Here is a 26,663-nt window from a genome sequence, read left to right on the forward strand (position 1 = left end):
AAGATAGGTATGAATGCGCGCGGTTTTTCCTTGACCGAGCTGATCGTGGTGATCGGCCTGATATCCACCCTGGTGGCGATCAGTACCATCAGCTTCAACAGCTGGCAGAAAAAGTACAACATTGAGGCCCAAGTGAAGGAGATGCTGGTGGACCTGGACGGAGTGCGCTTGTCCGCCATCCAGACCAAGAAACAGCATACGGTGGTCCTGAATCCGACCAGCTATACCGTCTGGCGCTATAGCAGCGAGGCGGATTTGGTCGGTACGCAGGTTTTCAGCAAGAGCCTCAAGTACCCGATTCAGCAGTTTTCCAAAGGTGCCCTTTCGGATTTCAGCAACCCAAAAATCGCCTTCGATGACCGTGGATACACCACCAACCTCCTTACCATAGCGGTGGGAGCTGGTCTGGCGGATCCTGCCTACAACTGTCTGGGAATCCATAATGCGCGGGTGAACATGGGGAAGATCACTGGTGACAACTGTGTCTTTTGATAACAAAGGCTTTACCCTGATCGAGTTCCTGGTTGCGATCGTGATCCTGATGGTGGGGCTGCTGGGGTTGCTGCAGACGGTCAACTACGCCATCGTCCACAACACCACCAATGCGCTGCGGCAGGAGGCCCTGGTGCTGGCGGACGAACGGATGAACCTGGAAAAGGCCAAGCCCTACGCCCTGATCCAGGCCCCGTATCTGAGAAACTTCTCTTCCAGCAGGGTCGTCAACGGCGGTTTCAGGATGTATTCGGTGGCACAGAACAACACGGCGCTGGCTTCACCGACAAAGAACATCGACATACAGGTTTCCTGGCGCTACAAGAACCAGCGTTTCACCCATTCTATCTCGTCGCTGGTATCCCAGCCCCAGTAGCCCGGAGGATTTGTTTATGCTGAACTCCCGCAAGGGATTCACCCTGGTCGAGCTGCTGGTCGTGATGTCGGTCTTCATCGTCATCGTCATGATAACGGGGGACTCCTTCAAGACCATTCTCACCCAGATGACCAAGATTACCCGATCGGAAGAGAGCAACATCGAAGGGGTGGTGGGGCTGGAGATGTTCCGCCACGACCTGCAGCAGGTAGGCTTCGGACTGCCATTCTCGTTCCTGGCCCCGATCAGCTATTCTGAGGCCAGCGGCACCCCGGCCAGCGACTACAATGACGGCACCGGTACTACTGCCAGCAAGGTTCCGCGTGCGGTGGTGGCCGGGGACAATCTCGCTGCAACGAGCGGCAGCTACAACATTATCGCAGGCACCGATTACCTCGCTCTGAAAGGCACGACCCTCGGTCAGAACCAAGCCTCCCAGAAATGGACCTACATGCCCTACACCAGTGGCATTACCTTCAAAAAGAAACGCCGCATCTGGAATTCCAACGACCTTGCCAGTGACGATCGTGTGATCGTGGTGAAGAAGGTCTTTTCGGGCAGTACCTATTCCAGCCAACTTATCACCAAGGATGCGGCAACCTACTGGACCCATTTCAATGCCGACAACAGCTTTTCCGATGGTGAATTCAGTCCGACTCTGCCGGAAGAGGTGTACTATATCTATGGCATCAGGTCGAAGGATGACGATAATAACGATAGTAATGATATCAGTATGCCCTTCAACCGGGCGGATTACTTTGTGTCATCGCCGGCGAACGCAGCCAAGAAGCCTGCCTTTTGCGCCCCTTCCACAGGAATTTTATACAAGGCAACCGTGAACCAGTCGGATGGAGGCTTGTACTACATCCCCCTGGTGGACTGCATCGCCGACATGCAGGTGGTGTTCGGCTGGGATGTGGATGACGGCCAGGGCAACGAAGGGCAGGACGGCGTGGTGGAAACCTTTTCAACACCGCTCGGCACCGGAGGAGACATTACCGTGTCGCCGGGCAGCAATCGGGACCGGGTCACCAGTGCCATGGCCGATCCTGAAAAACTGCGCAACTCTCTGAAAATCATCAAGGTCTACTTATTGGCCCAGATAGGACGCAAAGATCCCAACTACCAGAGCCCGGCTTCGTTTGCCGTAGGCGATGCCGCCAATGACGCCATTTCCAAGACCTATGCCCTTTCTTCGGAAATGCGGAACTACCACTGGAAGGTATACCGGATCGTCGTGCGTCCCAAAAACCTGCTGGCGAACCAGTGAACGCGGGGAAAACTTCAATGAAGCGCTTGCTAGCCAATCAAGAGGGGGTGGCCCTGGTTACCTCCCTGTGTATGACCCTGATCTCCCTGACCATCGTCATGGCAGTCATGTACATGGTCAGTCGCAACATCGAGCAGGCCGGGGCATCCAAACGGTACAAGACGGCCCTGGAAGCATCGTACGGCGGCACGGACATGGTCATTAAGGATATCCTGCCGTACATACTTTCCGATTTCAATTCTGCGAAGCTGAATACCGACCTCGAGTCGCGATACAGTGGCGTTTCCCTCGCTGTTACTGCGACGGCCGCCTGTCTTCAGGACAAGGCCACCAAGGGAACCAAGGACTGGGACCCTGCCTGCAGCAGCGGTCTGACCCCGACCTCCGGACCGGATATGACCATGCAGCTTCAGGCCAGCGGAGGACAGCCCTATACCGTCTATACCAAGATAGTGGACACGGTTTCGGGGAATACCGACATGACCGGTCTTCAACTGGAAGGTGCCGGTGTTGCCGAGACACTGTCCGTTATTACACCGCAACATGTTCCCTATGTGTACCGTCTGGAGGTACAGGCACAACGTTCCGCAAATGCCGCGGAACAGGCCAATATGTCCGTGATGTATGCGTACTGAACGACGGGCTTTTAATATTTACTTTTTGAACGGTCTACGTTATATGACATAACAACAGCAGCGTCACGCTGGCGAGCGCTCCACAAAAAATTGATAGACGACAATACTAAACCATCCGCGAGGGTGGGACGGAAAGCCCATTGGGTCTCCCTGAGACAGCCGGGTCGCCGAAATATCTTCAGTTACGAGAGATAGGCGACCCGGTTTTTTGTTTTTTTGCGTCACTTTTTTCTAATCTGTTATATAACTTCATATAAAAGACTTGACATTGGAGCCATTTGTAGTATTTGTGAGGCCCACTATCATAGTCAAGGATACCTATATGAGCCAAAATAACAGTGTAAAAGCAATCAGGGAGGCACGTTTGCTGAGCAAGGCCGAATTGGCCCGCAAGGCGGGCGTATCGGCACTCACGATCGACAGGGTGGAGCGTGGCGAGAAATGCCGCCTCGAAACCATGCGAAAGATCATCTTCGCCCTTGGATACACCCTGGAGGAAAAGGACAAGGTTTTTTAAGTCTAACGCTGGACAGGACCCACCATGCTTCTCTTCAACAAGAACAGAGACCTGATCGGCATCGACATCGGCTCCAGCTCTCTCAAGCTGATGCAGCTCAAAGAGCAGAAGGGAGCATACCAGCTCCTGAATGTCGGATTGGTGCCGCTTCCGCCGGAAGCCATCGTTGACAATACCCTCATGGACAGCGCCTCGATTGCCAGTGCCATCAAAGGGCTGGTCGCCAGCCTGGGGGTCAAGATCAAGGATGCGGCATGCTCCGTATCGGGCAATTCAGTTATCATCCGCAAGATTTCGGTTCCCGCCATGCCTGTCGGCCAGCTTGAAGACCAGATCACCTGGGAGGCCGAGCAGTATATCCCCTTTGATATCAACGACGTGAACATTGATTTCCAGGTCCTGTCCGACAGCGGCGACCAGTCCAGGATGGATGTCCTGCTTGTGGCCAGCAAAAAGGATATCATCAACGACTATGCGGCGGTTTTCAGCGAATCAGGACTGCGTCTGTCCGTGGTCGACGTCGATTCCTTTGCCGTTCAGAACGCCTTCGAAGTCAACCATGAGGCGGGACCCGAAGAAGTCCTGGCACTGATCAACATCGGCGCCAGCGTCATGAACATCAATATAGTGAAAGAAGGGGTTTCCCTGTTTACGCGCGACGCGCAGATGGGGGGAAATCTCTATACCGAGGAGATCCAGAAACAGTTGGGCGTGAGCCGCGACGAGGCCGAATCCATGAAGCTGCTGGCCCGTGAAACCCTCCACGCGCCGCTGCTGGGGGTGCTGGCAAACGTCAACGAGACCATCACGCAAGAGGTCAGACGTTCGCTCGATTTCTACAATTCAACGGCCAGTGAGGAACGGATTGCGAGGGTCTTTCTCAGCGGCGGCTGTTCCAAGGTCTGCAATCTGCGAGAGACAATCGGGGACAAACTGGGATTGTCGGTGGAGATGCTCAATCCCTTTCTGAAGCTCAGATACAATGAGAAGGACTTCGATCCGGAGTATCTCCAGGAGATTGCGCCCCTGATGGCGGTGACTGTGGGGCTGGCCATAAGAAGGGTAGGGGACAAATGATCCGGATCAATCTCTTACCAGTACGTGCCGCCCGGAAAAAAGAAACCGCCGTCCAGCAGGTGGCGCTGTTTTGCATGAGCCTCATCCTGGTCCTGGCGATAGTCCTGGCCATGTATATGATCAAACGCGCCCAGATAGCAAGCACGCACCAGGAAATAGCCGCTGCCACTGTCAGGATCAAAGAGCTGAAAGCAAAGATAGGCAAGCTGGAGGCGCTCAAAAACCTCAAGGAACAGGTCAGAAAAAAACTGGACGTGCTGGCCCAACTGCGCAGGAACAAATCCGGGCCTGCTCATCGCCTGGCCACCCTGAGCGATATCACTCCCGATCAGTTATGGCTGACTGCCTACAGCGAATCGGGTGCGGACATCAAACTTTCGGGACTGGCCCTGAACGAAGATCTGATCGCTACCTTCATGCGCAGCCTTGATGCATCCTCGGATTACACGGGAGTCGAATTGGTGGTGTCCGAGCAGAGCGAAGCCGGCGGGACGAAATTGAAGCGTTTCGACATTACCTGCAAGCTGCGGCTTCCCGAACCGGCCAAGGTCCAGGATCCGGCTCCCGCAGCAGTGCCGAAGACATAGCACATTACCCGTCAGAACGGATTTGACCATGGATCCACAGGTAGAAAAAATACTGAAGCTGCCGACACGGCAGAAAATCATCATCCTGGTGCTCGCCTCAGCGCTCGAGGCGGCGGCACTGGTGTGGTTCCTGTATATGCCGAAGTACGACGAGCATCAGAATCTCAAGGCTGAACTGACCAAACTGCAGACTGAGATCGATGAGAAGACCAGGATTTCGGCCAATCTGCCGCGCCTTCAGATGGAATATGACAAGCTCGATCGCGAGCTGGCCCAGGCGCTGACCGAGCTGCCGAACTCGAAGGAAATTCCTTCGCTCCTTACCAGCATCACCACGCTCGGAAAAAATGCCGGGCTGGAGTTTCTGGTGTTCCGCCCCAAACCGGAGAGCGTCAAGGATTTCTACGCCGAGGTGCCGGTTGACATCTCCGTTTCCGGCTCGTATTACAGCGTCGCCAATTTCTTTGCTGCGGTTTCCAATCTTCCCCGTATCGTCAACATCACCAATGTGGCCTTTGCCGATATAAAAAACGTAAATAACAGGGTCATGACCAGGGTGAACTGCCTGGCCACCACCTTCCGGTTCCTCGATAAGAAAGAGATCAAGGATGACAAGAAAGCTCCCCAGAAGTAGCCTCCGGCCCGGTATCGTAGCGGCTGTCCTGCTGGCAGTGGCCATTGGTCAGGGGTGCAGCAAAGACACGCCTCAGGCGCCTGTCCAGCCGGCCAAGCCGGCCTCCGAGCCTGCCAAACAGCAGGTCAAGGCGGTGCAAGCGGCGGTTTCCTCCGCCATGCACCCCTCCACCATGCCGGGAACCCAGTTCGATTTCAGCAACAAGAAAGACCCCTTCAAGCCTTTTGTCGTTGTCAAGGCTGCACCAATCGTCAGTCCAACCAAGGCATCGTATCTGCCGATCCACAGCTTCGATGTCAACCAGTTCAGGCTGATCGGAATCATCACCGGCGGCAGGCAGAATCAGGCAATGGTTGTTGATCCGAACGGCAAGGGCTACGTGTTGAAAGTCGGCATGACGATCGGAAGAGGCGAAGGCAGGATTACTGCCATTACCGACAGGGGCGTGCAGGTGCTTGAACAGTTCAGAGACGATAACGGCAGGGTGCGCAGAGAGCATATCAGCCTGACCCTTCCCAAGAAACAATAAGGAGTTCCACATGAGGTGGATAACGAAACGATCGATACTCCTGCTGCTTGCCTTCGTGACTGTTGCAGGTCTGGCGAGCGGTGTGCCGTTAACGGCCGAGGCTTCGGATCCCCCGGGCTCGCAGGGCAGACTGGCTGCCATTGAATCGATTGCCGTGGAGGGGGGAAATGAGTCGCCGGAACTGGTAATCCGGCTGACGGCTCCTACCACCTATACCAGCTACAAAACGGCAAATCCGCTGCGGCTCGTGATCGACCTGTCCCAGACCGGCCCCGGGGCCCTGTCGTTTCCGCTCGTTCTGAACGAAGGGAATTTCAGGAACGTTACCGCCAGCAGTTTCGAAACCAAAGCCGGAGTTTTGACACGCATCCAGGTCGAATTGGCCAGGGATGCGGAGGCAGTATTTTTGTCTTCCCCTCAGAAACCGGGTGAGTTACGGATATCATTCCCTTCCCTGGCTGCCGCCCCAGCAGAGCCGCAGCCGGCTCCTGCAAAACCTGCCGAAGCCGCAGCCGAAAACAAACCGGCTGCACCGGCACCCGGCAAGGCCGCTGAATCGGGCCGGAAACCTGTTCCTGCGGCAGTCACGACTTCCGTTTTGAAGTCGATCTCCTCCAGGAACAACACCATCACACTGGCAATCGATGGCGGAGCAGGAGAGATCAAATCCTTCAGGCTGAACGGGCCCGAACGTTTCGTGGTTGATCTTTTCGGTGTGAAGAGCGGGCTGGATGCCAGGCTCATACCCGTCAATGCAGCCGGAGTCGCTTCGGCTCGTCTGGGGATTTATCCCGACAAGGTACGGGTCGTCTTTGATGCGGTAAACGGTACCTTTCCCGAAACGACTGCGGCAAAATCTCCCGAAGGGGTGACACTGACGCTGGGAGCTGCCGTTCCGAACGCCCGTCCGGTCGCCGCCACTCAAAAACCGGCCGAAGCGTCCAAGCCTTCACAACCGCCTCCGGCGCCGCAGGCACCGTCCATTCCCGAACCAAGGGCCGGAAATGTCGCCTCCGAAAAGCCGAAAGCCGACTCGAAATCCGGCGTGCCCAAGGCTTCTGCTCCGCGCGCAAGTGTGCCGGCAAGCGTCGAAATGATTGATTTTCAGGTGGTGGACGGCATTTCACGGGTTGCGATCAAGATTGCCGGAGACGTCAGTGCCGAGCCCCCCGAAAGAACAGCCGGGTTCATTACGGTAACCCTCAGAAACTGCACCCTGCCCAAACATCTTCAGCGTTCGCTGGAGACGAAAGGATTTGCCTCCCCGGTTCTGCGCGTCACTCCGATCGCAGTAAAAACCGGAAAGGGATTCGACACCAAGGTTCGCATGGCCATGCGTGCTGCAGCGGCTTACGACTTCCGGCAGGAAGGGGACATGGTGTATGTGGATTTCAAAAATCCGCGGGAAATGACCGCTGCTGGCACCCCGGACCTGGAGGAACCCCGTCCCCAGCCCGTCCGTGGTGCCAAAGCCGGCAAGTCGTCGGAACTTTCCGCCGAACTGTCGGCGCCCGCCGATTCCACCAAGGCCCTAGGTTCAGCGAAACCCTACAAGGGGCGCAGGGTTACCCTCGAATTTGCCGATGCCGAGGTGCGCAAGATCTTTCAGCTTCTGTCCGAGGTAAGCAACAAGAACTTCGTGCTCGGCGACGATGTTACCGGAACCATCAGCATCAAGCTGGTCAATGTCCCCTGGGATCAGGCCCTTGACATCATCCTCGACACCAAGGGGCTGGACAAGCGTGAAGAGGGCAATATCATCATCATCAAGGGCAGGGGCAAATTCAAATCCCAGGCTGAGGAAGAACAGGAAATCAAGAAGGCGCTCACGCGGTCAATCGAGCTGAAGACCGAGACCTTCAGCATCAATTACGCCGACACCGCCGGCATAGCCGCCCAATTCGCCCTGCTGAAAACCGAGCGCGGAGTGATAACCCCGGATGTGCGCACCAACAAGGTAATCGTCAAGGATATTCCCCAAGTGCTTGATGATATGCGCAAACTGATCCAGCAACTGGATATCCCCGAACGCCAGGTGATGATCGAAGCCCGCATCGTGGAGGCCACCTCCACTTTTTCCCGCAGCCTGGGGGTCAACTGGGGCATCCATTACCGTGATTCCGCAGCGTCATTTCTGGGCATCAATTCACTTGATACCGGTTTCGGGGGTTTGACCTCCGTACCGCCGCCGGTTGCAGGAGTCGGCAACTCGGCCGGAGGAAGCCTGGGGATCTCATTCGGCACCCTGACCAGCAACGTTCAGCTGGACATGCGCCTGAACGCCGCTGCCAGCGCCGGCCTGATAAAGATCGTATCCACCCCGAAAGTCGCGACGCTCAACAACAAGACCGCCAAGATCACTCAGGGGCAGCAGATACCCTACACCTCCTCGACCTCCGACAAGGTCGAAACCAAATTCATCGAAGCCGCTCTTGCGCTTGAAGTCACTCCGCATATCAATGCCAACGGCACCATAGGGATGAAAATCGACGCCAAGAACGATTCACCCGGTACTGCCGCCAGTACTGATTCCCCGCCGCCCATAAACAAGAAGCAGGCTACCACCGAGATGCTGCTGCGTGACGGTGAGACCACCGTCATAGGCGGAATTTACGTGGACAGCGACGCCGAGTCTGATGACGGTGTCCCCTTTCTGATGGACATCCCATTGCTCGGCAAGTTTTTCAAGACGAACAGCAAGAGCAAGACCAAAACCGAATTGCTGATTTTCATCACCCCCAGAATATTGGGGACCATCTGAAGCATCGCATCACATGGTCCGGTCATCGCTTGCGGTGTCCGGACCATCACATTCCGCATGACTTTCCCTCCATGGGCACATTCCTCCAATGTGCCCATTTTTTTTGCCTCTCACTCCAGCAAGCTACGAAGCGTGCTCAAGCTTGCCCGATAGCTTCGTGATGACCATGCCCCGGCCGAATTCCCCATGCTGATAGTCCGGAAAATCCTGTTGTATCGGTTCAAATTAATATTGTAATAAAACATAATTTTACTATAATGCCGGAGGCCGCAGTCACCTTGAATGAACACATGCTTTTTACCAAAGCTGACAAGGAGGTTTGGGATGGGGGCAAACAGGAACGAAGAAGCGGATTTCTTAGAACAGGGTTTAAAGAGTCACGAGTATTCGGTGGGCGAGATGCTCAGGGAGCGCGGCGTATCCCGACGCGATTTTATCAAATTCTGCTCCGCCGTGACGGCTGCCATGGCGCTGCCGGCATCTTTTGCTCCCCGAGTGGCCCAGGCCTTGGACGAGGTCAAGCGGCCAACGCTGGTCTGGCTCGAAATGCAAAGCTGCACCGGTGATTCCGAAGCGCTGCTCCGGTCCGCCAATCCAACGGTAGCCGAGATCGTGCTGGATATCCTATCCGTTGATTACCACGAAACGATCATGGCCGCTGCCGGCCATCAGGCCGAGGAGGCGCTTGACAAGACCATTGCCGCCTACCGGGGCAAGTATATCTGCGTTATCGAAGGGTCCATTGCCATGAAAGATGGCGGCGTGTACGGGAGCACCGGCGGAAAATCTCACCTGGACCGTGCACGGCAGGTCTGCAATGGCGCCTTGGCCACAATTGCCATAGGTACCTGCGCCTCTTACGGCGGTATCGCCGCAGGCACTCCCAACCCGACCGGCGCGGTGGGGGTCAAGGAGGCCGTGCCAAGCGCAACGGTCATCAATCTGCCGGGCTGTCCCTGCAATGCCGATAACCTGACGGCGACCATCGTGCATTACCTCGTATTCGGAAAGATCCCGGCCCTCGACAGCCATGGCCGCCCCCTGTTCGCCTACGGAAAACGCATCCATGACAATTGCGAGCGCCGGCCGCATTTCGATGCCGGACAATACGTGGAGCATTGGGGTGATGACGGGCACCGCAAGGGTTTCTGCCTCTACAAGATGGGCTGCAAAGGCCCTGCAACCTTCCATAATTGCCCCAGTCAGCGCTACAACGAAAAAACCAGCTGGCCCGTGGCAGCCGGCCATCCCTGCGCCGGGTGCTCCGAGCCCGCCTTCTGGGATACCATGGGGCCGATGTACAAGCGGCTGCCCAATGTACCGGGCTTCGGAATCGAAGCCACGGCGGACAAGATCGGTCTCGGTCTCGTTGCCGGCGCGGCGGCGGCCTTTGGCGTGCACGGTGTCCTGAGTGCTCTCAAAAAAGACAAAGAACCCACTGACGATACAAGGGAGGGCTAAGCGATGGCTAAGATAGTTGTAGATCCGATTACCAGGATAGAAGGGCATCTGCGCATCGAGGCCGAGGTGAATGGCGGCCGGATCACCGATGCCTGGAGTTCGGCAACCATGTTCCGCGGTATCGAGAAAATCCTGAAAGGGCGCGATCCCCGTGATGCATGGTTCTGGACTCAGCGCTTCTGCGGTGTCTGTACCACGGTACACTCGATCGCATCCATACGCTCAGTGGAAAATGCCCTCAAGATCAAGGTTCCACCCAATGCGGAACTGATCCGCAATATCATCATGGGCATCCAGAACGTGCAGGACCATGTCATTCACTTTTACCATCTGCACGCGCTGGACTGGGTCGACATTACTTCCGGGCTCAAGGCGGACCCGGCTGCCACCTCCACATTGGCGGCATCGCTGTCGGATTGGCCCAACAACTCGGCCACCTACTTCAAGGGTGTTCAGGACAAGCTCAAGGCATTTGTCGCTTCCGGACGTCTGGGGCCCTTTGCGAACGCCTACTGGGGGCATCCCGCCTACAGGCTGCCCCCCGAGGCGAATCTCATGGCAACTGCCCACTACCTGGAGGCGCTGGAGTGGCAGAAGGATGTCATAAAGATACACGCCATTCTGGGTAGCAAGAATCCGCATCCGCAGACCTTCTTGGTCGGCGGCATGTCGATCCCGATTGATCCTGACTCGCAGAATGCTCTCAATGCCGATAAGCTGATCGAGATCAAGCGCCTGCTCAAAAAAACCCAGGATTTCGTCGAGAAGGTTTACATTCCCGATCTGTTGGCTGTGGCCTCGTTTTACAAGGATTGGGCCGCCATAGGAGGGGGAGTCGGCAATTACCTGTGTTACGGCGAGTTCCCGGATGCCAGCGGCAACCTGTGGTTCCCGGCCGGCGCCATCCTGGACAAGGATCTGACCAAGGTGGTAAAGGTGGATCAGGGCAAGATCGCCGAGTATGTCGACCACTCCTGGTTCGATAACGCTTCAGGACCGGGGAAGGGGCTGCATCCTTACGACGGCGAGACGGAGGTACGTTACACTGGTCCCAAGCCCCCCTACGAGCATCTTGATACCGATGCTAAGTACTCTTTCGTCAAATCGCCGCGCTACGACGAAAAGGCGATGGAAGTGGGACCGCTGGCTCGCATCCTGGTTGCCTATGCTTCGGGGCATCAGGAGACCAGGGCGGTGGTCGATCTGGTGCTGCAGAAGCTGGGAGTCGGCGCGGAAGCCCTTTTCTCCACGCTCGGCCGCACCGCGGCCAGGGGCATCGACTGCCTGTTGGTTGCCCGTCAGACCCCCAAGTTCCTGGATGAATTGATCGGAAACATATCCAAGGGGGACTACCGCATTCATGCCAACGAGAAGTGGGACCCGGCCGAGTGGCCTGCGGAGGCCAGGGGATATGGCTGGCACGAGGCGCCGCGCGGGGCTCTGGGGCACTGGATCAAGATCAAGGATCAGAAGATCGTGAATTATCAGGCGGTGGTTCCCTCCACCTGGAATGCCTCCCCTCGCGACGCAAAGGAGCAGCGCGGCCCCTACGAAGCGGCATTGGTGGGAACACCCATGGCAGATCCGAACAAACCGCTGGAGATCCTGCGGACCATCCATTCCTTCGATCCCTGCCTGGCCTGTGCCGTTCATGTGATGGATACGAGCGGCAACGAGGTGGTCAAGGTCACTGTGTCCTAGAAAGGGGGCCCGGGTATGCATGAGAACAAGTTCAAGCATTATATCTGGGAGTTGCCTGTACGCTGCTGCCACTGGATCAATGTGGCTTCCATCGTCACCCTGGTCGTAACCGGCTTCTTCATCGGTACTCCCTTCTCGTTCGGCAGTTCAGCCTCGGACTATGTCATGGGCTGGATCCGCTTTGTCCACTTTGTGGCTGCCTATGCCTTTGCCGTGAGCGTGCTGTCCCGCCTCCTGTGGTCGTTCATCGGCAACAGGTATGCCCGCTGGAGAGAGTTCCTGCCGTTCCTGACCGTCAAGGGGCGGGAGAAGATGGTAAAAATGCTACGCTACTATATGCTGATCGACCGGCAGGTTCCGGAAACGTTCGGCCATAATCCCATGGCGACAACCGCCTACCTGGTGCTGTTTCTGCTGTACCTGCTCATGATCCTGACCGGATTTTCACTGTATGCGGAGCATGCGCCGCAGGGGCTGATGCACAAATCCCTTGGATTCATGTATGCCCTGTTCAGCAGCCAGGGCATGCGTCTGGCGCACCATCTTGGCATGTGGTTCATACTCGGCTTTGTGGTTAACCACGTATACAGCGCCATGCTGATGGACATCAAGGAACACGCCGGTGAAATTTCCAGTATATTCAGCGGTTACAAGTTCACGTACAAGAAGGAAGACTGACGGCGTAGCCGGAACCATCGGAGGCGCACCGGTCTGGTGCGCCTTTTTTTCGGCGTGCTGTGAAGGAGATGTGTATGAGTCTGAAATCCGGCCCGGCACCAACGGTATTGGTCCTCGGCATCGGAAATCTGGTGATGAGTGATGACGGGGTAGGGGTGAAGGCGGTCCAGAAGCTGACCTGCGAGTACCGTTTTCCGCCAGTGGTCGATATCATGGATGGCGGAACCCTCGGGTTGGACATTCTGCCCAGGCTGGAGGGGATTGAACGGCTGATTGTCGTGGATGCCGTTGAAACCGGCGGTGCTCCGGGGACCCTGGTCCGGCTGACAGGAGAGGAGATCCCCCTGGCACTGGAAACCAAGATCTCGCCTCACCAGATGGGGCTCAAGGATCTTCTCACCGTCTCACAGCTGATGGGACATATGCCGCAGGAGATGGTACTGATCGGGGTGCAGCCGGGAAACATCGGGATGGACACGGAGCTGACGCCTGAGGTCGAGGCGCAGTTGGATGCGATGGTGGCCTTGATCCTGAGCGAACTGGAGCAGTGGGGATACGCAGCGGAACCGGTTTGAGATTCCGCCTTTCATCCTGCCGTTATTTGAACATCTTCTTCATTTCCAGGACATTGCCTCCGTTGAGGTTCTTGTAGACCACCGAGTCCATCAGCGATCGTATGATGAAAAGCCCCCTGCCTTTCTCTTCCAGCGGATCGGTCTCTTCGCAGGGATTGGGAATGGTGTCGAGGTCAAAACCCTGGCCGCTGTCGTACACCCGGATCACGAGTTCGAGGGTGGAGATGATTATCCTGACATGCACTTCCTTGTCGGGATCGTTGGCGTTGGCGTGCTTGATGGCGTTGACCATTGCTTCGGTAAGCACAAGGTTGAGATGATGTGCAAAGGCTTCCCGATCTCCGGTGAAACGATCAAGCTCCCGGGCCACGATCTCGCCGATCCTTCCGATCAGACTCAGGTAGCGAGTCTGGTTTGGTACCTTGATCTGGATCTCGATCTCGTTCTTCATGGTTTCCTCGCGGGGTAGTAGCTCGGACTCTCCCTCAAATCAAAAACTCTCCATTGCATCGTCAACGGTCTGAAAGATATCGAACACCCGGTGCAGGCGGGTCAATTCGAACATCGATCGTACCTGGGTCTGCAGTCCCGAAAGCTTGAGCGTGCCTTGGCGCGCGGAAGCGTTCTTGAAGCCAGAAACCAGCACACCCAGTCCGGAGCTGTCGATAAACCTGACCTCCTTGAGGTCGATCAGCAATTCCCGCCCCCCTGCCTCGAACACCTTGTTGATTTCGGTCTTGAGCTCATCGGAATTATGGGCGTCCAGGCGTTCCTCCCGCACGAAAATGATGGTGAGTTTCCCGTTCTGTTCGATCTTCAGGTTCATTGTTGACATCCTTTCAGTTCATGATTTTCAAAACTACCAACGAAATATCGTCCTGCAGTGTGTCGGACCCGGTATGTGCGATCACGGCGGAATAGAAGGAATCAATGATGTCCTTTGGAGGCAGATTGCTGACACTGTAGAGATGGGCACAGATGCGCTCCACGCCGAAGGGATCCCCTGTTGTGCTGGTAGCCTCGGAAAGCCCGTCGGTATAAAACAGCACCACATCTCCTCGCAACAACTCGATCTGCCGTTCTTCGAACATGACCGACTTTTTAACTCCTATGATCAGGCCTTCCGCATCCAGTTCCATGCATGAATTCTCCCCCGGCCGCATGACCAGGGGGTGGTTATGTCCTGCGTTGGCATAGGACAGACGGCCGGTAGCCGAATTGTATTTGGCATAAAACATGGTAATGAAGAGTTCTGCCCTGGTCAGGTCTTCGTAGAGCTGGCTGTTGAGCAGCTGCAGAATGGCGCTGGCACTGTGGGCCGTATTCAGCTGGGGGCGCAGGAGCGTACGCACCTCGGCCATGATCAGCGCCGCGCCGACACTATGGCCGGAGACATCAGCAATCAGAAGATCGACGGTATGATCGTCACGCAGGAAGAAATCATAGTAATCACCCCCGACATGTGCGGCGGATATGCAGCGGCCGGCCATTTCAATGCCGGAGAGCTCCGGCGCGGTGTCCGGAAGAAGTGAGATCTGGATCTGCTGGGCTATTTCCATGTCGCGCGTGACACGGGCATTCTGGAGTAGCGCCTGCTCCTTCTGGCCACGCTCCAGTTCCTTGGCCTCAATCTCACGGACGATCGTGACCGCCTGGGCCAGTTGGCCAGCCAGACTGGAAAGCAGGCCGACGAACTCCTCGGTGAACAACCCGGGGATGGATTTGGAGAAAACCGAAATGATGCCGAGCGATGGCTCCCCTTCACGCAGGATCGGTATGTGAGCGCATGAAACGATCCCCTCTGCGACGGTCAGCCGAAACGGCACGATTTCGCTTGCCAGGCGGGTGTCGTTGACCAAGTGTGCCTTGCGGTCGATCATGACCATGTCGAAATACGGCCTGCTTTCCTCGAACCAGTGGCGCTCATTGATTGGACGACGATTGCTGCCCTGATAGCTTTTCACGGCCAGTACGCCGTCTTTATCGCGCAGTTGAATCATGGCGACGTCCAGCCTGAACTCCTTCAGCAGCAGCTTCAAAAGGTCGTCCATGATAATCTGGAGGTCCAGGGTCCGGTTGATGATCTCCGATGCCTTCAGCCTGACGTACAGGGCTTCCCGGCTCTGATCGAGTGATGTCTTCACCGTGCTGAATATGTCGTAGACCGATTCCATGCGCGATCCCATGTCCGACAGGAAACTGTCGACAATGGCCCCTGCTGCGGCTGCCCCTACCGAGCCAGCCAGGGTCCTTTCCGCAAAGCGTTTCAGGTTGGGCAGTTCGAACTCGGAAATATGGCCATCGTCATTGGTGGTGCGGCCTTCGAGATAGCTGTTGATGGAACGCCTGGCTTCCTCTTCGCCGATGAACTTTGTCATGAGCGTGACGAACTGGGCCACGGTGACCGGCTTCGACAGCCTGTGGGTTTCGATATGCCGCAGAGTGTGACGATCCGTATCGAATGAGACTATGAACTTTCGTACCTGCTCGCGTTCCCGTTCGTCCTGCGCCAGGATGATCGAGCAGATGATGTAGCTGCTGATATTGAAGAGCATACTCCAGAAAAGAGAATGACTCCAGAGATCCATTCCGCTGAGGCCGAACAGCGCCGTGGGCTTGAGCAGGCCGATGCCGAAGAGCCCCTGTTCGACGATCGAATCGGGAAACCAGCCGGACTTGGCGAAAGAAGGCAGCAGCAGGGTATAGAACCAGATAATGAAGCCCAGCAGGATGCCGCTGACAGCCCCTGCGCGATTGCCCCGCCGCCAGTAAAGCCCGCCGAGCATGGCAGGCATGAACTGGCAGGCGGCGGTAAAGGAGGTCATGCCCATGTCGACCAGCTTGTAGGTATCGCCGACAATGCGATAATAGGAATACCCCAGCAGAATGACCAGGAGGATGCCGATGCGCTTCAGGTTGATCAGCAGGTAGGGGAACCAGCTCTGAGGCGTGAACCGGACGATGACCGGCATGAAGATGTGATTGAGCAGCATGGTCGAAATAGCGACCGACTCGACCATTACCATACCGGCAGCAGCGGAGAGCCCCCCCAGAAATGCCAGCATTGCAATACTGCCGTGCCTGGTCAGGATGGGAATGTCGATTACGAAGAAATCCGCTCCTGCCGTGCTCCCCGTAGTCAGTATCCCCCCCAGCGCTATCGGCATGATGAACAGGTTGATCAGGAAAAGATACAAGGGAAACAGCCACATGGCAGTCGATACATGCCTGGTATCGCAGTTCTCGATCACCATCACGTGAAATTGCCGCGGTAGCAGCATGATCGCGCCCATGGACAGGAAAAGCATGGTGAAGGCAGGGGTCGCGTCCTCGGAATTCTGCGGGGTGCTGAGAGTGAAGAGGCGTTCGAATTGAGTGGGGTAGGAGTGCTGGAAGCGGGTAAAAATATCGTCGAAGCCGTCGAACAGATAATACGTCACAAAAATGCCGACGCCCACAAGGCTGACCAGCTTGACCAGCGACTCGAACGCCACGGCCGCCACTAACCCCTCATGACGTTCGGAGGAGACCAGCCTGCGGGCTCCGAAGATGATGCTGAACAGGGACAGGATCAGGGCCAGTACCAGTCCGGTATGGATGGTCACCTCGGAGGTGCCGCGCGGTATGTGGATGGCGTTGTCGTGAAACCCGCTGAACTGAAAAAAACTGGTGGAGACAGCCTTGATTTGCAGGGCAATATAGGGCATTGCTCCCAGTATGGCTATCAGCGTCACCAATGCACCCAGCCAGGCCGATTTTCCGTAGCGCAGGCTGATGAAGTCGGCGATGGAGGTGATGTTGTGTTCCTTGCTGATCAGGATGATGCGGCGCAGAACGAAAAGCCATGAAAATGCGGTCAGTGAAGGACCGAGGTATATCAGCAGGAAATCGATGCCAGTGGTGGCCGCCTTGCCGACGCCGCCGAAGAAGGTCCACGAGGTGCAATAAACGGCAATGGAAAGGGTATAGACGTAGGGATTGCCGACGATGCTCCGCCCCGTCTCCTTGCGCCAGTGCGCATACCAGGCGATCAGGAAGATCAGGACCACATACAGCATGGATACGGTTGCCGCCTGGAAGATTCCTGCGTTCACGATGGGCCGGTCTCCCGGGGCTTGTCCCCGTTATGGCCAATGGCGAGGACGAACAGGTAGATCACGCCGATTGAGATGAGCCAGCCGATGAAAAGATAGAGAAACAGGATGGGAAAGCCGAAGATGGTGGCGGGCTTGTTGAATATGTACAGGAACGGGAAATTCATCATGATGATGCCCATGATGAAGAAGATGATCCACGATTCCCGCAGCTGCAGCCGGCGCAGCAATGTGTGGCCCAGGCGCTTCATCATGCGATCCGGAGCCTCTTGTAGATCTGGCTGGTCAGGCTTGCCGGGGAGGTACCGGTGTGCAAGGGGATTACCAGGCCTTCATTCGCAAGAGGGGGTTCGAACCGTTCGCGCTGGCTCGGCAGCAGCTCGAAACGGCCGTCCGACACGGATCGTCCCGAGGCCGCGCGTGCGACCAGCCGTCGCCGGGTCTCGGTTTCGCTGCAGGAAACATGCAGTACGACAAAGCGTGCCCGGTAGCGCTCCGCAAGAGCCGCAAATTCCAGACGGTGATCCCTGCTGATGAAGCTTGCGTCTATCACGGCGGAGCGTCCCATTGCCAGTTCCTCTTCGGCGCGCCGGGCAAGTTCATTATAGGTGGCACGGGTAGTGTCCTTTTCATAGAGACCATGGCCGTAGCCTGCGGGAGCAGGTTCATCGACCGGTATGCCGGCCATTTGCTTGCGAATCGCATCCGAACGGAAAACAGGAATGCCCAGTTCAAAGAAAAGCTGGGCTGCAAGCGTACTTTTTCCGCTTCCCATCAGGCCGCAGGTGATGAACAGGGTCGGCAGGAGCGTGTGCCGTTCGATATAGCCGCGCGCCAGCCTGAAATAACGGGCGGCCTTCGAGATGATCCGCTCACGCTCCTGCAGGTCTGGCCCTGCGTCGTTCAGTCTGAAACTCTCCACCTTGCCTCGTATGAAGGCGCGATACACCTTGTAGAATTCGATTACCCCCGGCATCCCGCTGTCACCGGATGCTTCGAGGTACGCTGCAGCCGTCTCCTCGGCCAGATCGTGCCGCCCATGAAAATCGAGATCCATCAGCAGAAAGGCCATATCCGACGCAGTGTCGCAGCAGCGGAAGCGTTCGTTGAATTCGATGCAGTCGAAGATGTAGATCCTGCCTTCTGTCAGGCAGATGTTCTCAAGGTGGATATCTCCGTCGCACTCCCTTATGAATCCGCCTTTCACCCGCTGGTCAAAGGCCTCCGCATGCTCACGCGCGAAGGAAACCACCCAATCCCGTATGAACTCCCTTTCCGATGCGGGAAGGGTAGTACTTTCCAAAGGGGCAGCCTGATCGAAGTTTTCCTGCCAATTGGAGAGAATGCGTTCCAGGTGGCCGTATTGCGAGATGCCGGGAGAGGTCTCCGCAGTGCGGTGGAACTCGGCAATGACACGGGCAACATCCCGCAGGTCGGCAGCAGTGGCGCGCCTCTCGGTTACCAGCCGATCCAGCATCCCCTCCGCCGGCAGACGCTTCATTTTTACCGCATAATCAAGAACAGCGCCGTTCCCGTGAAAGGCGGCCCCGTCCGGTGCTTCGCGCAATTCAACCACCCCTTCGTAGATATCGGGACAGAGGCGGCTGTTGTATTTTATCTCTTCATTGCAGTAGAAACGTCGGCGATCGATGGTCGAAAAGTTGAGAAAGCCGAAATCGACCGGCTTTTTGACTTTATAGGCATGGCCGTCGGTGAGAAATATCCAGGAAACATGCGTCTGGACCATTTCGACCTTGCTGGTAGGCTCGGGGTAGGCATCGGGTTTCAAGAGGGATTTTAGTATGGATCGTATCACGGCCGCGCCTCGCACTGTTTTTGAAGACTATCATCAAACAAGGCCATCCGCAAGCTTCCGGGCACCATCATAATCGTTTGACGCAAACAGGTATCCATGGTAATTTTTAATACATTTCCCACCCGAATGGACCTACGCCGAGATGCCATTTCTACTGATCATACTGCTGTGTACCCTTTCAATTTCCTCGTGCGCCACCGCCGGGAGCCCAGTATCTACCCAAACAGTCTCATCACCCGCTGTTCAAGATGATCATGCCCGGGCTCTCTATCTTTATTCCCGCGCCCGCCTGGCCACCCACGAGAGCGATTACCCGACCGCATTGACCCTTCTGCGGGAAGCCATGGAGCTCGAACCATCTTCAGCCTTTTTGCAGACAGCCATGGGGGAGATCAAGCTCAAAATCGGCCAGGCGCAGGAGGCGCTCGAATATTTTAACAAAGCGATTCAACTCGATCCTGAGGCCCGGGAGCCCTATCTCATGGCAGGGGTGCTGATGGCTTCGGCCGGACGCGATCAGGAAGCGGTCGAGCTGTTGCGTAAGGCCGTCAAACTGGATCCGACCAAAGAGGATGCCTACCTGCAACTGGTAATTTCGCTGACCCGTCTGTTCGAGTACGAGGAAGCGGTCAATACCCTGAAGTCCTTGGTGAAATTGAAACCCGATTCCGTCCTGGCCTATTATTATCTTGGACGCACTTATAGCCAGATGAAGCTCTACCGGGAGGCAATCGGTTTCTACAAGAAAACCCTGGAGATCAGGCCCGATTTCAGCCAGGCGGCCATTGACATGGCGGCCTCCTACGAGGCGCTCGGAGATTATCCGCAGGCCATCGAGGTGTATCGCAGCATACTGGACGAAGACGAGAATCGAGCCGTCGTTCTTCAGCGGCTGATACAGCTGCTGATCCAGCAGCGCAGGTTCGATGAGGCACTGGAGTATCTCGAAGTTGCGGCGCAATCAGGCCTGGGTGGCCAGGAAACGTTGCGGAAGATCGGTCTGATTCACATCGAGTTGGAACAGTACGATCAGGCAATCGCGGTCTTCACCGACCTGCTCCAAAAGGACCCGGCAGCCCACCCCATCAGGCTTTATCTCGGTATCGCCTATGAAGAGAAGGGGGATCTGGATCGGGCTTACGCCGAGTTTGAGAAGATTCCGCAGGGATCTCCCGCGTACCTGGAAGCAATCGGCCATATCGCGTTTATTCTTCAGGAAAAGGGGGAAACCGCCTCAGCCGAAAAGATCCTGAAGGACGCCATTGCCGTTGATCCGCGCAGTATTGAGTTGTACCTCTATCTGGCCTCGCTGTATGAAACGGTCGGCAAGCCGGAAGCGGCACTCGATCTGCTCAAAAAGGAAAACACACGCTTTGCCGATGACCCGCGCCTGCATTTCCGGCTCGGAGTGCTCATGGACAAATTGGGGCACAAGCAGGAATCGATGGCGGAGATGAAGCAGGTTCTCAAACTGAACCCAAAGGATGCGCAGGCCCTCAATTTTCTCGGATACTCCTACGCGGAACTGGGTGAAAACCTTGATGAGGCGCTCGAATATCTCAAACAGGCAGTGGAAATACGCCCCAATGACGGCTTCATTCTCGACAGCCTCGGCTGGGTCTATTTCAAAATGAAGAATTTCGACCAGGCGGTTCGCTATCTTGAGGAGGCCAGTCGCCTTGCGGATGACGACTCGACCATTCTGGAGCACCTTGGCGATGCATACCTGGCGCGCCGGGAGTACAAGGAAGCTTTGAAGACCTACAAGCGCGCACTCGAGATCGATCCGGACCGCAAAGAACTATCCGACAAGATCCGCAGGATCAAAGGGGAGCATGGTGAGCGATGAACTGGTGTCGCAGATTCAAGCCGTTCCTGCTGATCTGCGCCCTGATCATCGCGGGGTGTTCCCAGACCGGTGCTCCGAAAAATCCGGTACGTACCGGGGACGACCGGCCGGCATACGGTGATGCCATTGTTGAAGGGACCATTGGCGAGGCCTCAACGCTGATTCCGGTCCTTGCCACGGATTCGGCCTCCCATGCGGTGGCCGGACAGATCTACAACGGGCTGATCAAGTACGACAAGGATCTCAACATCGTCCCTGACCTGGCCGACAGCTTCGATATCGCGCCCGATGGCCTGGTCATCACCTTTCATCTCCGCAAGGGGGTGAAGTGGCACGATGGAGCGCCTTTCACCTCCCGCGATGTTCTCTATACCTATCGGGTGGTCATTGATCCCAAGACTCCCACCGCCTATGCCGAGGACTTCAAGCAGATCAAGCATGTTTCCGCACTGGATGACTACACGGTGCAGGTGACATATGCCGCTCCATTCGCGCCGGCGCTGGCTTCATGGGGTATGAACATCCTGCCGGCCCATCTGCTGGAGGGGCAGGATATCACCAAGAGCCCGCTGGCCCGCAAGCCGATCGGCACCGGTCCCTACCGTTTCAGGGAATGGATCGCCGGCCAGAAGATCGTGCTGGAATCGAATCACGAGTATTTTGAAGGCCGGCCCTATATCGACCGCTATATCTATCGCATCATTCCCGATTCCTCGACCATGTACATGGAGCTTAAGGGGGGTGCCATCGATCTGATGGGGCTGACCCCGGTACAGTATGCCCGCCAGACCAATACTCCGCAGTTCACCTCCCGTTTCAACAAATTCCGTTACCCCTCTCCCGGCTATGTCTATATGGGCTATAATCTGCGCCATCCCCTGTTTGGTGACAAGCGGATCCGCCAGGCGCTGACAGCCGCCATCGACAAGGAGGAACTGATTCATGGCGTGCTGTTCGGAATGGGGCAGAAAGCCCACGGCCCCATAGTGCCGGGGCGTTGGGCGTATAACCCGAAGGTGAAGGATATCGCCTACGACCCGGCACATGCGGTGGATCTGCTGGCTCAGGCGGGATGGAAACAGAAGAATGCCGACGGTATTCTGCTGAAGGATGGCAAGCCGTTCTCGTTTACCATTCTCACCAATCAGGGGAATCAACAGCGGCTGTTGACGGCGCAGATCGTCCAGCAGAGACTCAGGTCCGTGGGGATCGATGTCAAAATCCGCGTTGTGGAGTGGGCCACTTTCTTGAAGGAATTCGTGGATAAGGGCAATTTCGAAGTGGTCATGCTGGGATGGAACACGTCGCAGGATCCGGACATGTACGATATCTGGCATTCCAGCAAGACCAATCCCCACGAGTTCAACTTCATCGGCTTCAAGAATGCGGAGGTGGATCGTCTGTTGGTCGAAGGACGCAGCACCTTTGACATAGAAAAACGAAAGAGGGCCTATTTCAGGATTCAGGAAATTCTGGCCGATGAACAGCCTTACACCTTCCTGTATGTTCCCGATGCCCTGCCTGTGGTAAACTCGCGCATTCGCGGCATCGAACCGGCGCCGGCAGGGATCGGCCACAACCAGATCAAATGGTATGTGCCAAAGGCGGAACAGATCTATTGATGTGTGATAAGAAGGTGCATCGGAGCAGCGTCCGATGTACACTGTCTGATAAGAAACCATTTATTGATACGAGAGAGGCTGCTCACATGTCCGAACAACAATTCGATCTGGTGGTAGTCGGAGCAGGGCCGGGGGGCTACGTGGCCGCTATCCGTGCTGCGCAGTTGGGAATGAAGGTGGCCGTGATCGAGCGGCGCCCTTCGCTGGGGGGCGTCTGTCTGAACGAGGGATGCATCCCCAGCAAAGCGCTGCTGGACTCCAGCGAGTTGTTCATGCTGGCTCGCGACAAATTCGCTTCGCACGGCATAGGTGTAAATTCCCCACAACTAAATCTGGCGGTCATGATGCGCCGCAAGGATGACCTGGTCGGGAAACTGACCGATGGAATCGCCTATCTATTCAAGAAAAACGGCATCCAGCATATCCGTGGCGCAGCAAGACTGGCAGGCCGGGATCCATCCGGATTCTGGGGAGTCGAGATCGATGCCGGAGCGGGTACGATTCCAGCGGGTGAACAGCAGGACCCATCGCAACGCCCCGCACCGATAAGGCTGACGGCGCAGCGGGTCCTCCTTGCCACCGGCAGCGAAGCCACGACGCTGCCCGGTGTGCCATTCGACGGTCAGGTGGTGGTCAGCGCGCGCGAAGCACTCGGTTTCGACAGCGTCCCCGAGCATCTCGTTGTTGCGGGGGGAGGATTCATAGGCCTTGAGCTGGGTTCCGTATGGCGCCGCCTGGGTGCCCGGGTGACGGTGATCGAGATGTTGCCGCAGATACTGCCTGCCATGGATCGCCAGGTGGCTGATGCCCTTTACCGTTCGCTGCGCAAGCAGGGAATTGAATTCAAGCTGGGTACGCGCATCGATGGCATCAGCAGGAACGGTGCCGGTGCCCTGGTCCGGTTCAGTGCCGGTGCGGGCAGTGATGAAGTGGCATGCGACAGGCTGCTGGTCGCTGTAGGGCGACGCCCTCTGACAGCAGGTTTGGGGCTGGAAGATGCCGGTGTTCGATTGGATGACAAGGGACGGATAATGGTCGATGCAGACTACCGGACCACAGCGTCGGGCGTGTATGCCATCGGAGACCTGATACCGGGACCCATGCTGGCCCACAAGGCCTCCGAAGAAGGTGTTGTCTGTGTTGAACGGATGGCAGGGCAGGCTTCGGTTGTTGAGTATGAATTCATTCCCGGAGTGGTATATACCGAGCCGGAAGGAGCCTTTGTCGGAAAGAACGAGGAACAGCTCAAGGAATCCGGCATTCCGTTCAGGAGCGGCCGTTTCAACTTTGCCGCCCTGGGGAGGGCTCGCTGTCTGGACCAGACGGAGGGATTCGTCAAGATCCTGGCCCATGGTGAAACCGACCGGATTCTGGGTGTGCACATTGTCGGACCACGGGCATCGGAATTGATTGCCGAGGCCGTGGCCGTGATGAGTTTCGGGGGAACCTCCAGGGACATCGCCCTGATCTGCCATGCGCATCCCTCTCTCGCCGAAGCGGTCAAGGAAGCGGCCCTGGACGTGCACAAAGAAGCGATCCATGCGTAATATTTGAGGAACGTATCCGACACAGGAGACCATCATGTCAAACGCACCCAAAAATCTTGCGAACAAAATTCTCGAATCTCATCTGGTTGAAGGGAAACTCGTTTCCGGAACGGAAATCGCCATCCGGATCGATCACACCCTGCTGCAGGATGCCACCGGCACCATGGCCATGCTGGAATTCATCGCCATGGGGCTGCCGCGTGTCAAAGTGGGGCTGGCCGCGCAGTATATCGACCACAACCTGCTGCAGACAGACTACAAGAATGCCGATGATCATGCCTTTCTGACCAGTGCTGCCACTAAATTCGGCGTGCACCTGTCCAAGCCGGGCAACGGCGTTTCCCACCAGGTTCATCTCGAGCGTTTCGGCGTGCCGGGCATGACCCTCCTGGGTGCGGATTCGCATACCCCTACGGCTGCCGGGCTCTCCATGATAGCCATCGGCGCCGGCGGGTTGGATGTGGCCCTCGCCATGGCGGGTCATCCCTTTTACCTGCCGTGCCCCAAGGTCATGGGGGTGAAACTGGTGGGCAAATTGCCGGACTGGGTGTCAGGCAAGGATGTGATCCTGGAGATGCTGCGCCGCCACACGGTCAAGGGGGGCGTGGGCAAGATCATCGAGTATTACGGTCCTGGCGTGGAAACACTGTCGGTGACGGACCGGGCCACCATCGGCAACATGGGTGCCGAATTGGGTGCGACCTCGTCGGTCTTTCCTTCGGACGAGCGCACCCGCGAGTTTCTCGTGTCCCAGGGACGCGGTGAGGCATGGCAGGCCCTGGCTGCTGACGAGGGTGCGGCGTACGACGAGTACGATGAAATCGATCTCTCCGCCCTGGAACCGCTGATTGCCTGCCCCTCGTCGCCGGACAACGTGGTCCCGGTCCGGGAGGTGGAGGGGATAAAGGTCGACCAAGTGCTGGTAGGCAGTTCGGTCAACTCCTCGTTCCGCGATCTGATGACGGTTTGCCGTATCCTGGAAGGGCAGCGCATAGCCTCCCACCTCGCATTTCACATCAATCCCGGCAGCCGTCAGGTGCTGGAGAACGTGGCCGATCAGGGGGGAGTGGTAACCCTGCTGATGGCGGGCGCCACCATCCATCAGTCTGGCTGCCTGGGGTGTATCGGCATGGGACAGGCGCCAGGCACCAACCAGGTTTCGCTGCGCACCTTTCCGCGTAACTTCCCCGGCCGCAGTGGCACCAAGGGGGATAAGGTCTACCTCTGCTCACCCGAAACCGCGGCAGCGGCAGGCGTTTTCGGAGTGATCACCGATCCGCGCAAGCTGGGAACCATCAAAGCCTATCCTGCAGTGCAGAATCCGGCCAAATACCTGGTGGACGATTCCAGTATCATTTTCCCGCTGGACGACACCTCCAAGGTTGAAATCGTCACCGGACCGAACATCGTGCCCTTTCCGGATTTCGAGCCGCTGCCCGATACGCTGCAGGCACAGGTGGTTCTCAAGGTCGGGGACAACATCACCACCGACCACATCATGCCGGCCGGCAACAAGGTGCTGCCGCTGCGCAGCAACATCCCGGCCATCAGCGAGCATGTCTACGAGCAGGTCGATGCCGAATTTCCCTCCCGCTCGAAATCGGCAGGTACCGGTATTATTGTTGCCGGCGAAAATTACGGCCAGGGTTCCTCCCGTGAACATGCCGCTATCGCCCCCCGATATCTGGGGATCCGCGCCAAGCTGGCCAAGGGGTTTGCACGGATTCACAAGGCAAATCTGGTCAATTTCGGCATTGTTCCGCTGGTATTCGACAATCCGGAGGACTACGACCGTCTGCAGCAGGGGGATATGGTTTCCCTGCCGGACATTCGTGCACTGATCAAAGCCGGAGCCGTCGAAATTCCGCTATTTGTAGACAACAGGAAAATAATCACCCGTCTGGAGGTTTCCGAGCGTCAGCGCGAGGAACTTTTGTCCGGCGGTACATTAAATCTCGTGGAACAGCACCTGGAGAGTAATTGATGCAAGCACTGCGTAAAACCAAAATCGTCGCCACACTCGGCCCTGTCAGCTCTTCGCCCGAAATGATCGAGCGTCTCATCAATGCCGGCGTCGATATCTTCCGGCTCAATTTTTCCCACGGTGACTATCAGGAAAAAAAACTGCTGATCGAAAACATACGCTCCACTTCCGGTAAGCTGGGAGTGCAGGTCGGCATACTGGCCGACCTGCAGGGCCCCAAGATCCGCACGGGGCGGATGCGTGACGATGCGATGATACTGACCAGGGACGAGATGGTTACTATCACCACCGAGGAGGTACTGGGGGAAAATGGCATCATTCCCACAACCTACAAAGAGTTGACAAGGGATGTGCGGCCGGGAAACCGTATATTGCTGGATGACGGCCTGATGGAACTGAGGGTTGCGTCCGTCCAGGGCAATGAAGTGACCTGCACCGTGGTAACGGGCGGCACCCTG

24 protein-coding genes and 1 riboswitch (1 of these 25 running past the window's edge) are annotated in these 26,663 nt (G+C 56.7%); of the genes, 19 read left to right on the top strand and 5 right to left on the bottom strand.

Annotated features, from left to right (window positions below):
- Window positions 1-9: 9 nt before the first annotated feature.
- The 14 genes from GSVR_RS08900 to GSVR_RS08965 all read left to right on the top strand — a co-directional run bounded on the left by GSVR_RS08900 (window position 10) and on the right by GSVR_RS08965 (window position 13,293).
- A complete protein-coding gene (locus tag GSVR_RS08900) occupies window positions 10-492 on the top strand; it encodes a Tfp pilus assembly protein FimT/FimU (RefSeq protein WP_173198954.1) in 483 nt (160 codons plus the stop codon).
- Window positions 482-868 carry a prepilin-type N-terminal cleavage/methylation domain-containing protein gene (locus GSVR_RS08905; RefSeq protein ID WP_239077494.1) on the top strand — a complete coding sequence of 129 codons (387 nt, stop codon included), beginning with the start codon at window positions 482-484 and terminating at the stop codon, window positions 866-868. Before GSVR_RS08900 ends, GSVR_RS08905 begins: the two co-directional genes overlap by 11 nt.
- 16 nt (window positions 869-884) lie before the next feature.
- A complete protein-coding gene (locus GSVR_RS08910) occupies window positions 885-2,138 on the top strand; it encodes a PilW family protein (RefSeq protein WP_173198952.1) in 1,254 nt (417 codons plus the stop codon).
- A 17-nt stretch (window positions 2,139-2,155) separates the two neighbouring features.
- The gene (locus tag GSVR_RS08915; RefSeq protein ID WP_173198951.1) at window positions 2,156-2,773 is read left to right on the top strand and encodes a hypothetical protein; all 618 of its coding nucleotides are present in this window, start codon (window positions 2,156-2,158) and stop codon (window positions 2,771-2,773) included.
- A 95-nt stretch (window positions 2,774-2,868) separates the two neighbouring features.
- Window positions 2,869-2,945: riboswitch (cyclic di-GMP riboswitch) on the top strand.
- A gap of 150 nt (window positions 2,946-3,095) precedes the next feature.
- A complete protein-coding gene (locus GSVR_RS08920; RefSeq protein WP_173198949.1) occupies window positions 3,096-3,290 on the top strand; it encodes a helix-turn-helix transcriptional regulator in 195 nt (64 codons plus the stop codon).
- A 24-nt stretch (window positions 3,291-3,314) separates the two neighbouring features.
- Window positions 3,315-4,367 (top strand): type IV pilus biogenesis protein PilM, encoded by a 1,053-nt coding sequence (gene pilM / locus GSVR_RS08925; protein ID WP_173198947.1) that lies wholly within the window; start codon window positions 3,315-3,317, stop codon window positions 4,365-4,367.
- Window positions 4,364-4,954, top strand: coding sequence for a PilN domain-containing protein (locus GSVR_RS08930; protein ID WP_173198945.1), 591 nt, complete (start codon window positions 4,364-4,366; stop codon window positions 4,952-4,954). The genes pilM and GSVR_RS08930 overlap by 4 nt, the downstream gene beginning before the upstream one ends.
- Window positions 4,955-4,982: 28 nt before the next feature.
- Window positions 4,983-5,588, top strand: coding sequence for a type 4a pilus biogenesis protein PilO (locus GSVR_RS08935; protein WP_173198943.1), 606 nt, complete (start codon window positions 4,983-4,985; stop codon window positions 5,586-5,588).
- Window positions 5,563-6,117 (top strand): pilus assembly protein PilP, encoded by a 555-nt coding sequence (locus GSVR_RS08940; RefSeq protein ID WP_173198941.1) that lies wholly within the window; start codon window positions 5,563-5,565, stop codon window positions 6,115-6,117. Before GSVR_RS08935 ends, GSVR_RS08940 begins: the two co-directional genes overlap by 26 nt.
- Window positions 6,118-6,127: 10 nt before the next feature.
- A complete protein-coding gene (pilQ, locus tag GSVR_RS08945; RefSeq protein ID WP_173198939.1) occupies window positions 6,128-8,878 on the top strand; it encodes a type IV pilus secretin family protein in 2,751 nt (916 codons plus the stop codon).
- Window positions 8,879-9,277: 399 nt separating this feature from the next.
- The gene (locus GSVR_RS08950; protein ID WP_239077537.1) at window positions 9,278-10,339 is read left to right on the top strand and encodes a hydrogenase small subunit; all 1,062 of its coding nucleotides are present in this window, start codon (window positions 9,278-9,280) and stop codon (window positions 10,337-10,339) included.
- A 3-nt stretch (window positions 10,340-10,342) separates the two neighbouring features.
- Window positions 10,343-12,040 carry a nickel-dependent hydrogenase large subunit gene (locus GSVR_RS08955; protein ID WP_173198935.1) on the top strand — a complete coding sequence of 566 codons (1,698 nt, stop codon included), beginning with the start codon at window positions 10,343-10,345 and terminating at the stop codon, window positions 12,038-12,040.
- Between the two features lie 15 nt (window positions 12,041-12,055).
- Complete coding sequence (cybH, locus tag GSVR_RS08960; protein ID WP_173198933.1) at window positions 12,056-12,718, top strand: Ni/Fe-hydrogenase, b-type cytochrome subunit; 663 nt, start codon at window positions 12,056-12,058, stop codon at window positions 12,716-12,718.
- 74 nt (window positions 12,719-12,792) lie between these two features.
- The gene (locus tag GSVR_RS08965; protein ID WP_173198931.1) at window positions 12,793-13,293 is read left to right on the top strand and encodes a HyaD/HybD family hydrogenase maturation endopeptidase; all 501 of its coding nucleotides are present in this window, start codon (window positions 12,793-12,795) and stop codon (window positions 13,291-13,293) included.
- Between the two features lie 22 nt (window positions 13,294-13,315).
- Here GSVR_RS08965 and GSVR_RS08970 read toward each other — a convergent pair whose 3' ends face one another.
- Genes GSVR_RS08970 through GSVR_RS08990 form a run of 5 tightly spaced genes read right to left on the bottom strand, consistent with a single transcriptional unit; the run spans window position 13,316 to window position 19,203 of the window.
- Window positions 13,316-13,744 carry an ATP-binding protein gene (locus GSVR_RS08970; protein ID WP_173198929.1) on the bottom strand — a complete coding sequence of 143 codons (429 nt, stop codon included), beginning with the start codon at window positions 13,742-13,744 and terminating at the stop codon, window positions 13,316-13,318.
- 39 nt (window positions 13,745-13,783) lie between these two features.
- Window positions 13,784-14,119, bottom strand: coding sequence for an STAS domain-containing protein (locus GSVR_RS08975; protein ID WP_173198927.1), 336 nt, complete (start codon window positions 14,117-14,119; stop codon window positions 13,784-13,786).
- 13 nt (window positions 14,120-14,132) lie between these two features.
- The gene (locus tag GSVR_RS08980) at window positions 14,133-17,387 is read right to left on the bottom strand and encodes a SpoIIE family protein phosphatase (protein WP_308936464.1); all 3,255 of its coding nucleotides are present in this window, start codon (window positions 17,385-17,387) and stop codon (window positions 14,133-14,135) included.
- Window positions 17,384-17,641 (bottom strand): hypothetical protein, encoded by a 258-nt coding sequence (locus GSVR_RS08985; protein ID WP_173198926.1) that lies wholly within the window; start codon window positions 17,639-17,641, stop codon window positions 17,384-17,386. Before GSVR_RS08985 ends, GSVR_RS08980 begins: the two co-directional genes overlap by 4 nt.
- Window positions 17,638-19,203, bottom strand: a complete 1,566-nt coding sequence (locus GSVR_RS08990) for a bifunctional aminoglycoside phosphotransferase/ATP-binding protein (RefSeq protein ID WP_173198924.1) — start codon at window positions 19,201-19,203, stop codon at window positions 17,638-17,640. Before GSVR_RS08990 ends, GSVR_RS08985 begins: the two co-directional genes overlap by 4 nt.
- Before the next feature lie 142 nt (window positions 19,204-19,345).
- On the opposite strand from GSVR_RS08990, the gene GSVR_RS08995 reads away from it, so the two are divergent.
- From GSVR_RS08995 to pyk, 5 genes are all read left to right on the top strand, one after another.
- Window positions 19,346-21,052, top strand: a complete 1,707-nt coding sequence (locus tag GSVR_RS08995; protein ID WP_173198922.1) for a tetratricopeptide repeat protein — start codon at window positions 19,346-19,348, stop codon at window positions 21,050-21,052.
- A complete protein-coding gene (locus GSVR_RS09000) occupies window positions 21,049-22,674 on the top strand; it encodes a peptide-binding protein (protein ID WP_173198920.1) in 1,626 nt (541 codons plus the stop codon). Before GSVR_RS08995 ends, GSVR_RS09000 begins: the two co-directional genes overlap by 4 nt.
- Window positions 22,675-22,760: 86 nt before the next feature.
- Complete coding sequence (lpdA, locus tag GSVR_RS09005) at window positions 22,761-24,221, top strand: dihydrolipoyl dehydrogenase (RefSeq protein WP_173198918.1); 1,461 nt, start codon at window positions 22,761-22,763, stop codon at window positions 24,219-24,221.
- Between the two features lie 34 nt (window positions 24,222-24,255).
- Entirely contained in the window at window positions 24,256-26,205 is a 1,950-nt protein-coding gene (locus GSVR_RS09010) for an aconitate hydratase (RefSeq protein WP_173198916.1), read from the top strand.
- On the top strand, window positions 26,205-26,663 hold the 5' portion of the coding sequence (gene pyk, locus GSVR_RS09015; protein WP_173198914.1) for a pyruvate kinase. It continues 981 nt past the right edge of the window; only the first 459 of its 1,440 coding nucleotides appear in the window; its start codon is at window positions 26,205-26,207; its stop codon lies off the right edge, out of view. The genes GSVR_RS09010 and pyk overlap by 1 nt, the downstream gene beginning before the upstream one ends.

The sequence above is a fragment of the Geobacter sp. SVR genome (assembly GCF_016865365.1).
Classification (GTDB): Bacteria; Desulfobacterota; Desulfuromonadia; order Geobacterales; family Pseudopelobacteraceae; genus Pelotalea.

Coding starts and splice junctions, on each gene's coding strand:
- GSVR_RS08900 (WP_173198954.1), top strand. CDS start 10: ATGAATGCGCGCGGTTTTTCCTTGACCGAGCTGATCGTGGTGATCGGC.
- GSVR_RS08910 (WP_173198952.1), top strand. CDS start 885: ATGCTGAACTCCCGCAAGGGATTCACCCTGGTCGAGCTGCTGGTCGTG.
- GSVR_RS08915 (WP_173198951.1), top strand. CDS start 2,156: ATGAAGCGCTTGCTAGCCAATCAAGAGGGGGTGGCCCTGGTTACCTCC.
- GSVR_RS08920 (WP_173198949.1), top strand. CDS start 3,096: ATGAGCCAAAATAACAGTGTAAAAGCAATCAGGGAGGCACGTTTGCTG.
- pilM (WP_173198947.1), top strand. CDS start 3,315: ATGCTTCTCTTCAACAAGAACAGAGACCTGATCGGCATCGACATCGGC.
- GSVR_RS08930 (WP_173198945.1), top strand. CDS start 4,364: ATGATCCGGATCAATCTCTTACCAGTACGTGCCGCCCGGAAAAAAGAA.
- GSVR_RS08935 (WP_173198943.1), top strand. CDS start 4,983: ATGGATCCACAGGTAGAAAAAATACTGAAGCTGCCGACACGGCAGAAA.
- GSVR_RS08940 (WP_173198941.1), top strand. CDS start 5,563: ATGACAAGAAAGCTCCCCAGAAGTAGCCTCCGGCCCGGTATCGTAGCG.
- pilQ (WP_173198939.1), top strand. CDS start 6,128: ATGAGGTGGATAACGAAACGATCGATACTCCTGCTGCTTGCCTTCGTG.
- GSVR_RS08950 (WP_239077537.1), top strand. CDS start 9,278: ATGCTCAGGGAGCGCGGCGTATCCCGACGCGATTTTATCAAATTCTGC.
- GSVR_RS08955 (WP_173198935.1), top strand. CDS start 10,343: ATGGCTAAGATAGTTGTAGATCCGATTACCAGGATAGAAGGGCATCTG.
- cybH (WP_173198933.1), top strand. CDS start 12,056: ATGCATGAGAACAAGTTCAAGCATTATATCTGGGAGTTGCCTGTACGC.
- GSVR_RS08965 (WP_173198931.1), top strand. CDS start 12,793: ATGAGTCTGAAATCCGGCCCGGCACCAACGGTATTGGTCCTCGGCATC.
- GSVR_RS08970 (WP_173198929.1), bottom strand. CDS start 13,744: ATGAAGAACGAGATCGAGATCCAGATCAAGGTACCAAACCAGACTCGC.
- GSVR_RS08975 (WP_173198927.1), bottom strand. CDS start 14,119: ATGAACCTGAAGATCGAACAGAACGGGAAACTCACCATCATTTTCGTG.
- GSVR_RS08985 (WP_173198926.1), bottom strand. CDS start 17,641: ATGATGAAGCGCCTGGGCCACACATTGCTGCGCCGGCTGCAGCTGCGG.
- GSVR_RS08995 (WP_173198922.1), top strand. CDS start 19,346: ATGCCATTTCTACTGATCATACTGCTGTGTACCCTTTCAATTTCCTCG.
- GSVR_RS09000 (WP_173198920.1), top strand. CDS start 21,049: ATGAACTGGTGTCGCAGATTCAAGCCGTTCCTGCTGATCTGCGCCCTG.
- lpdA (WP_173198918.1), top strand. CDS start 22,761: ATGTCCGAACAACAATTCGATCTGGTGGTAGTCGGAGCAGGGCCGGGG.
- GSVR_RS09010 (WP_173198916.1), top strand. CDS start 24,256: ATGTCAAACGCACCCAAAAATCTTGCGAACAAAATTCTCGAATCTCAT.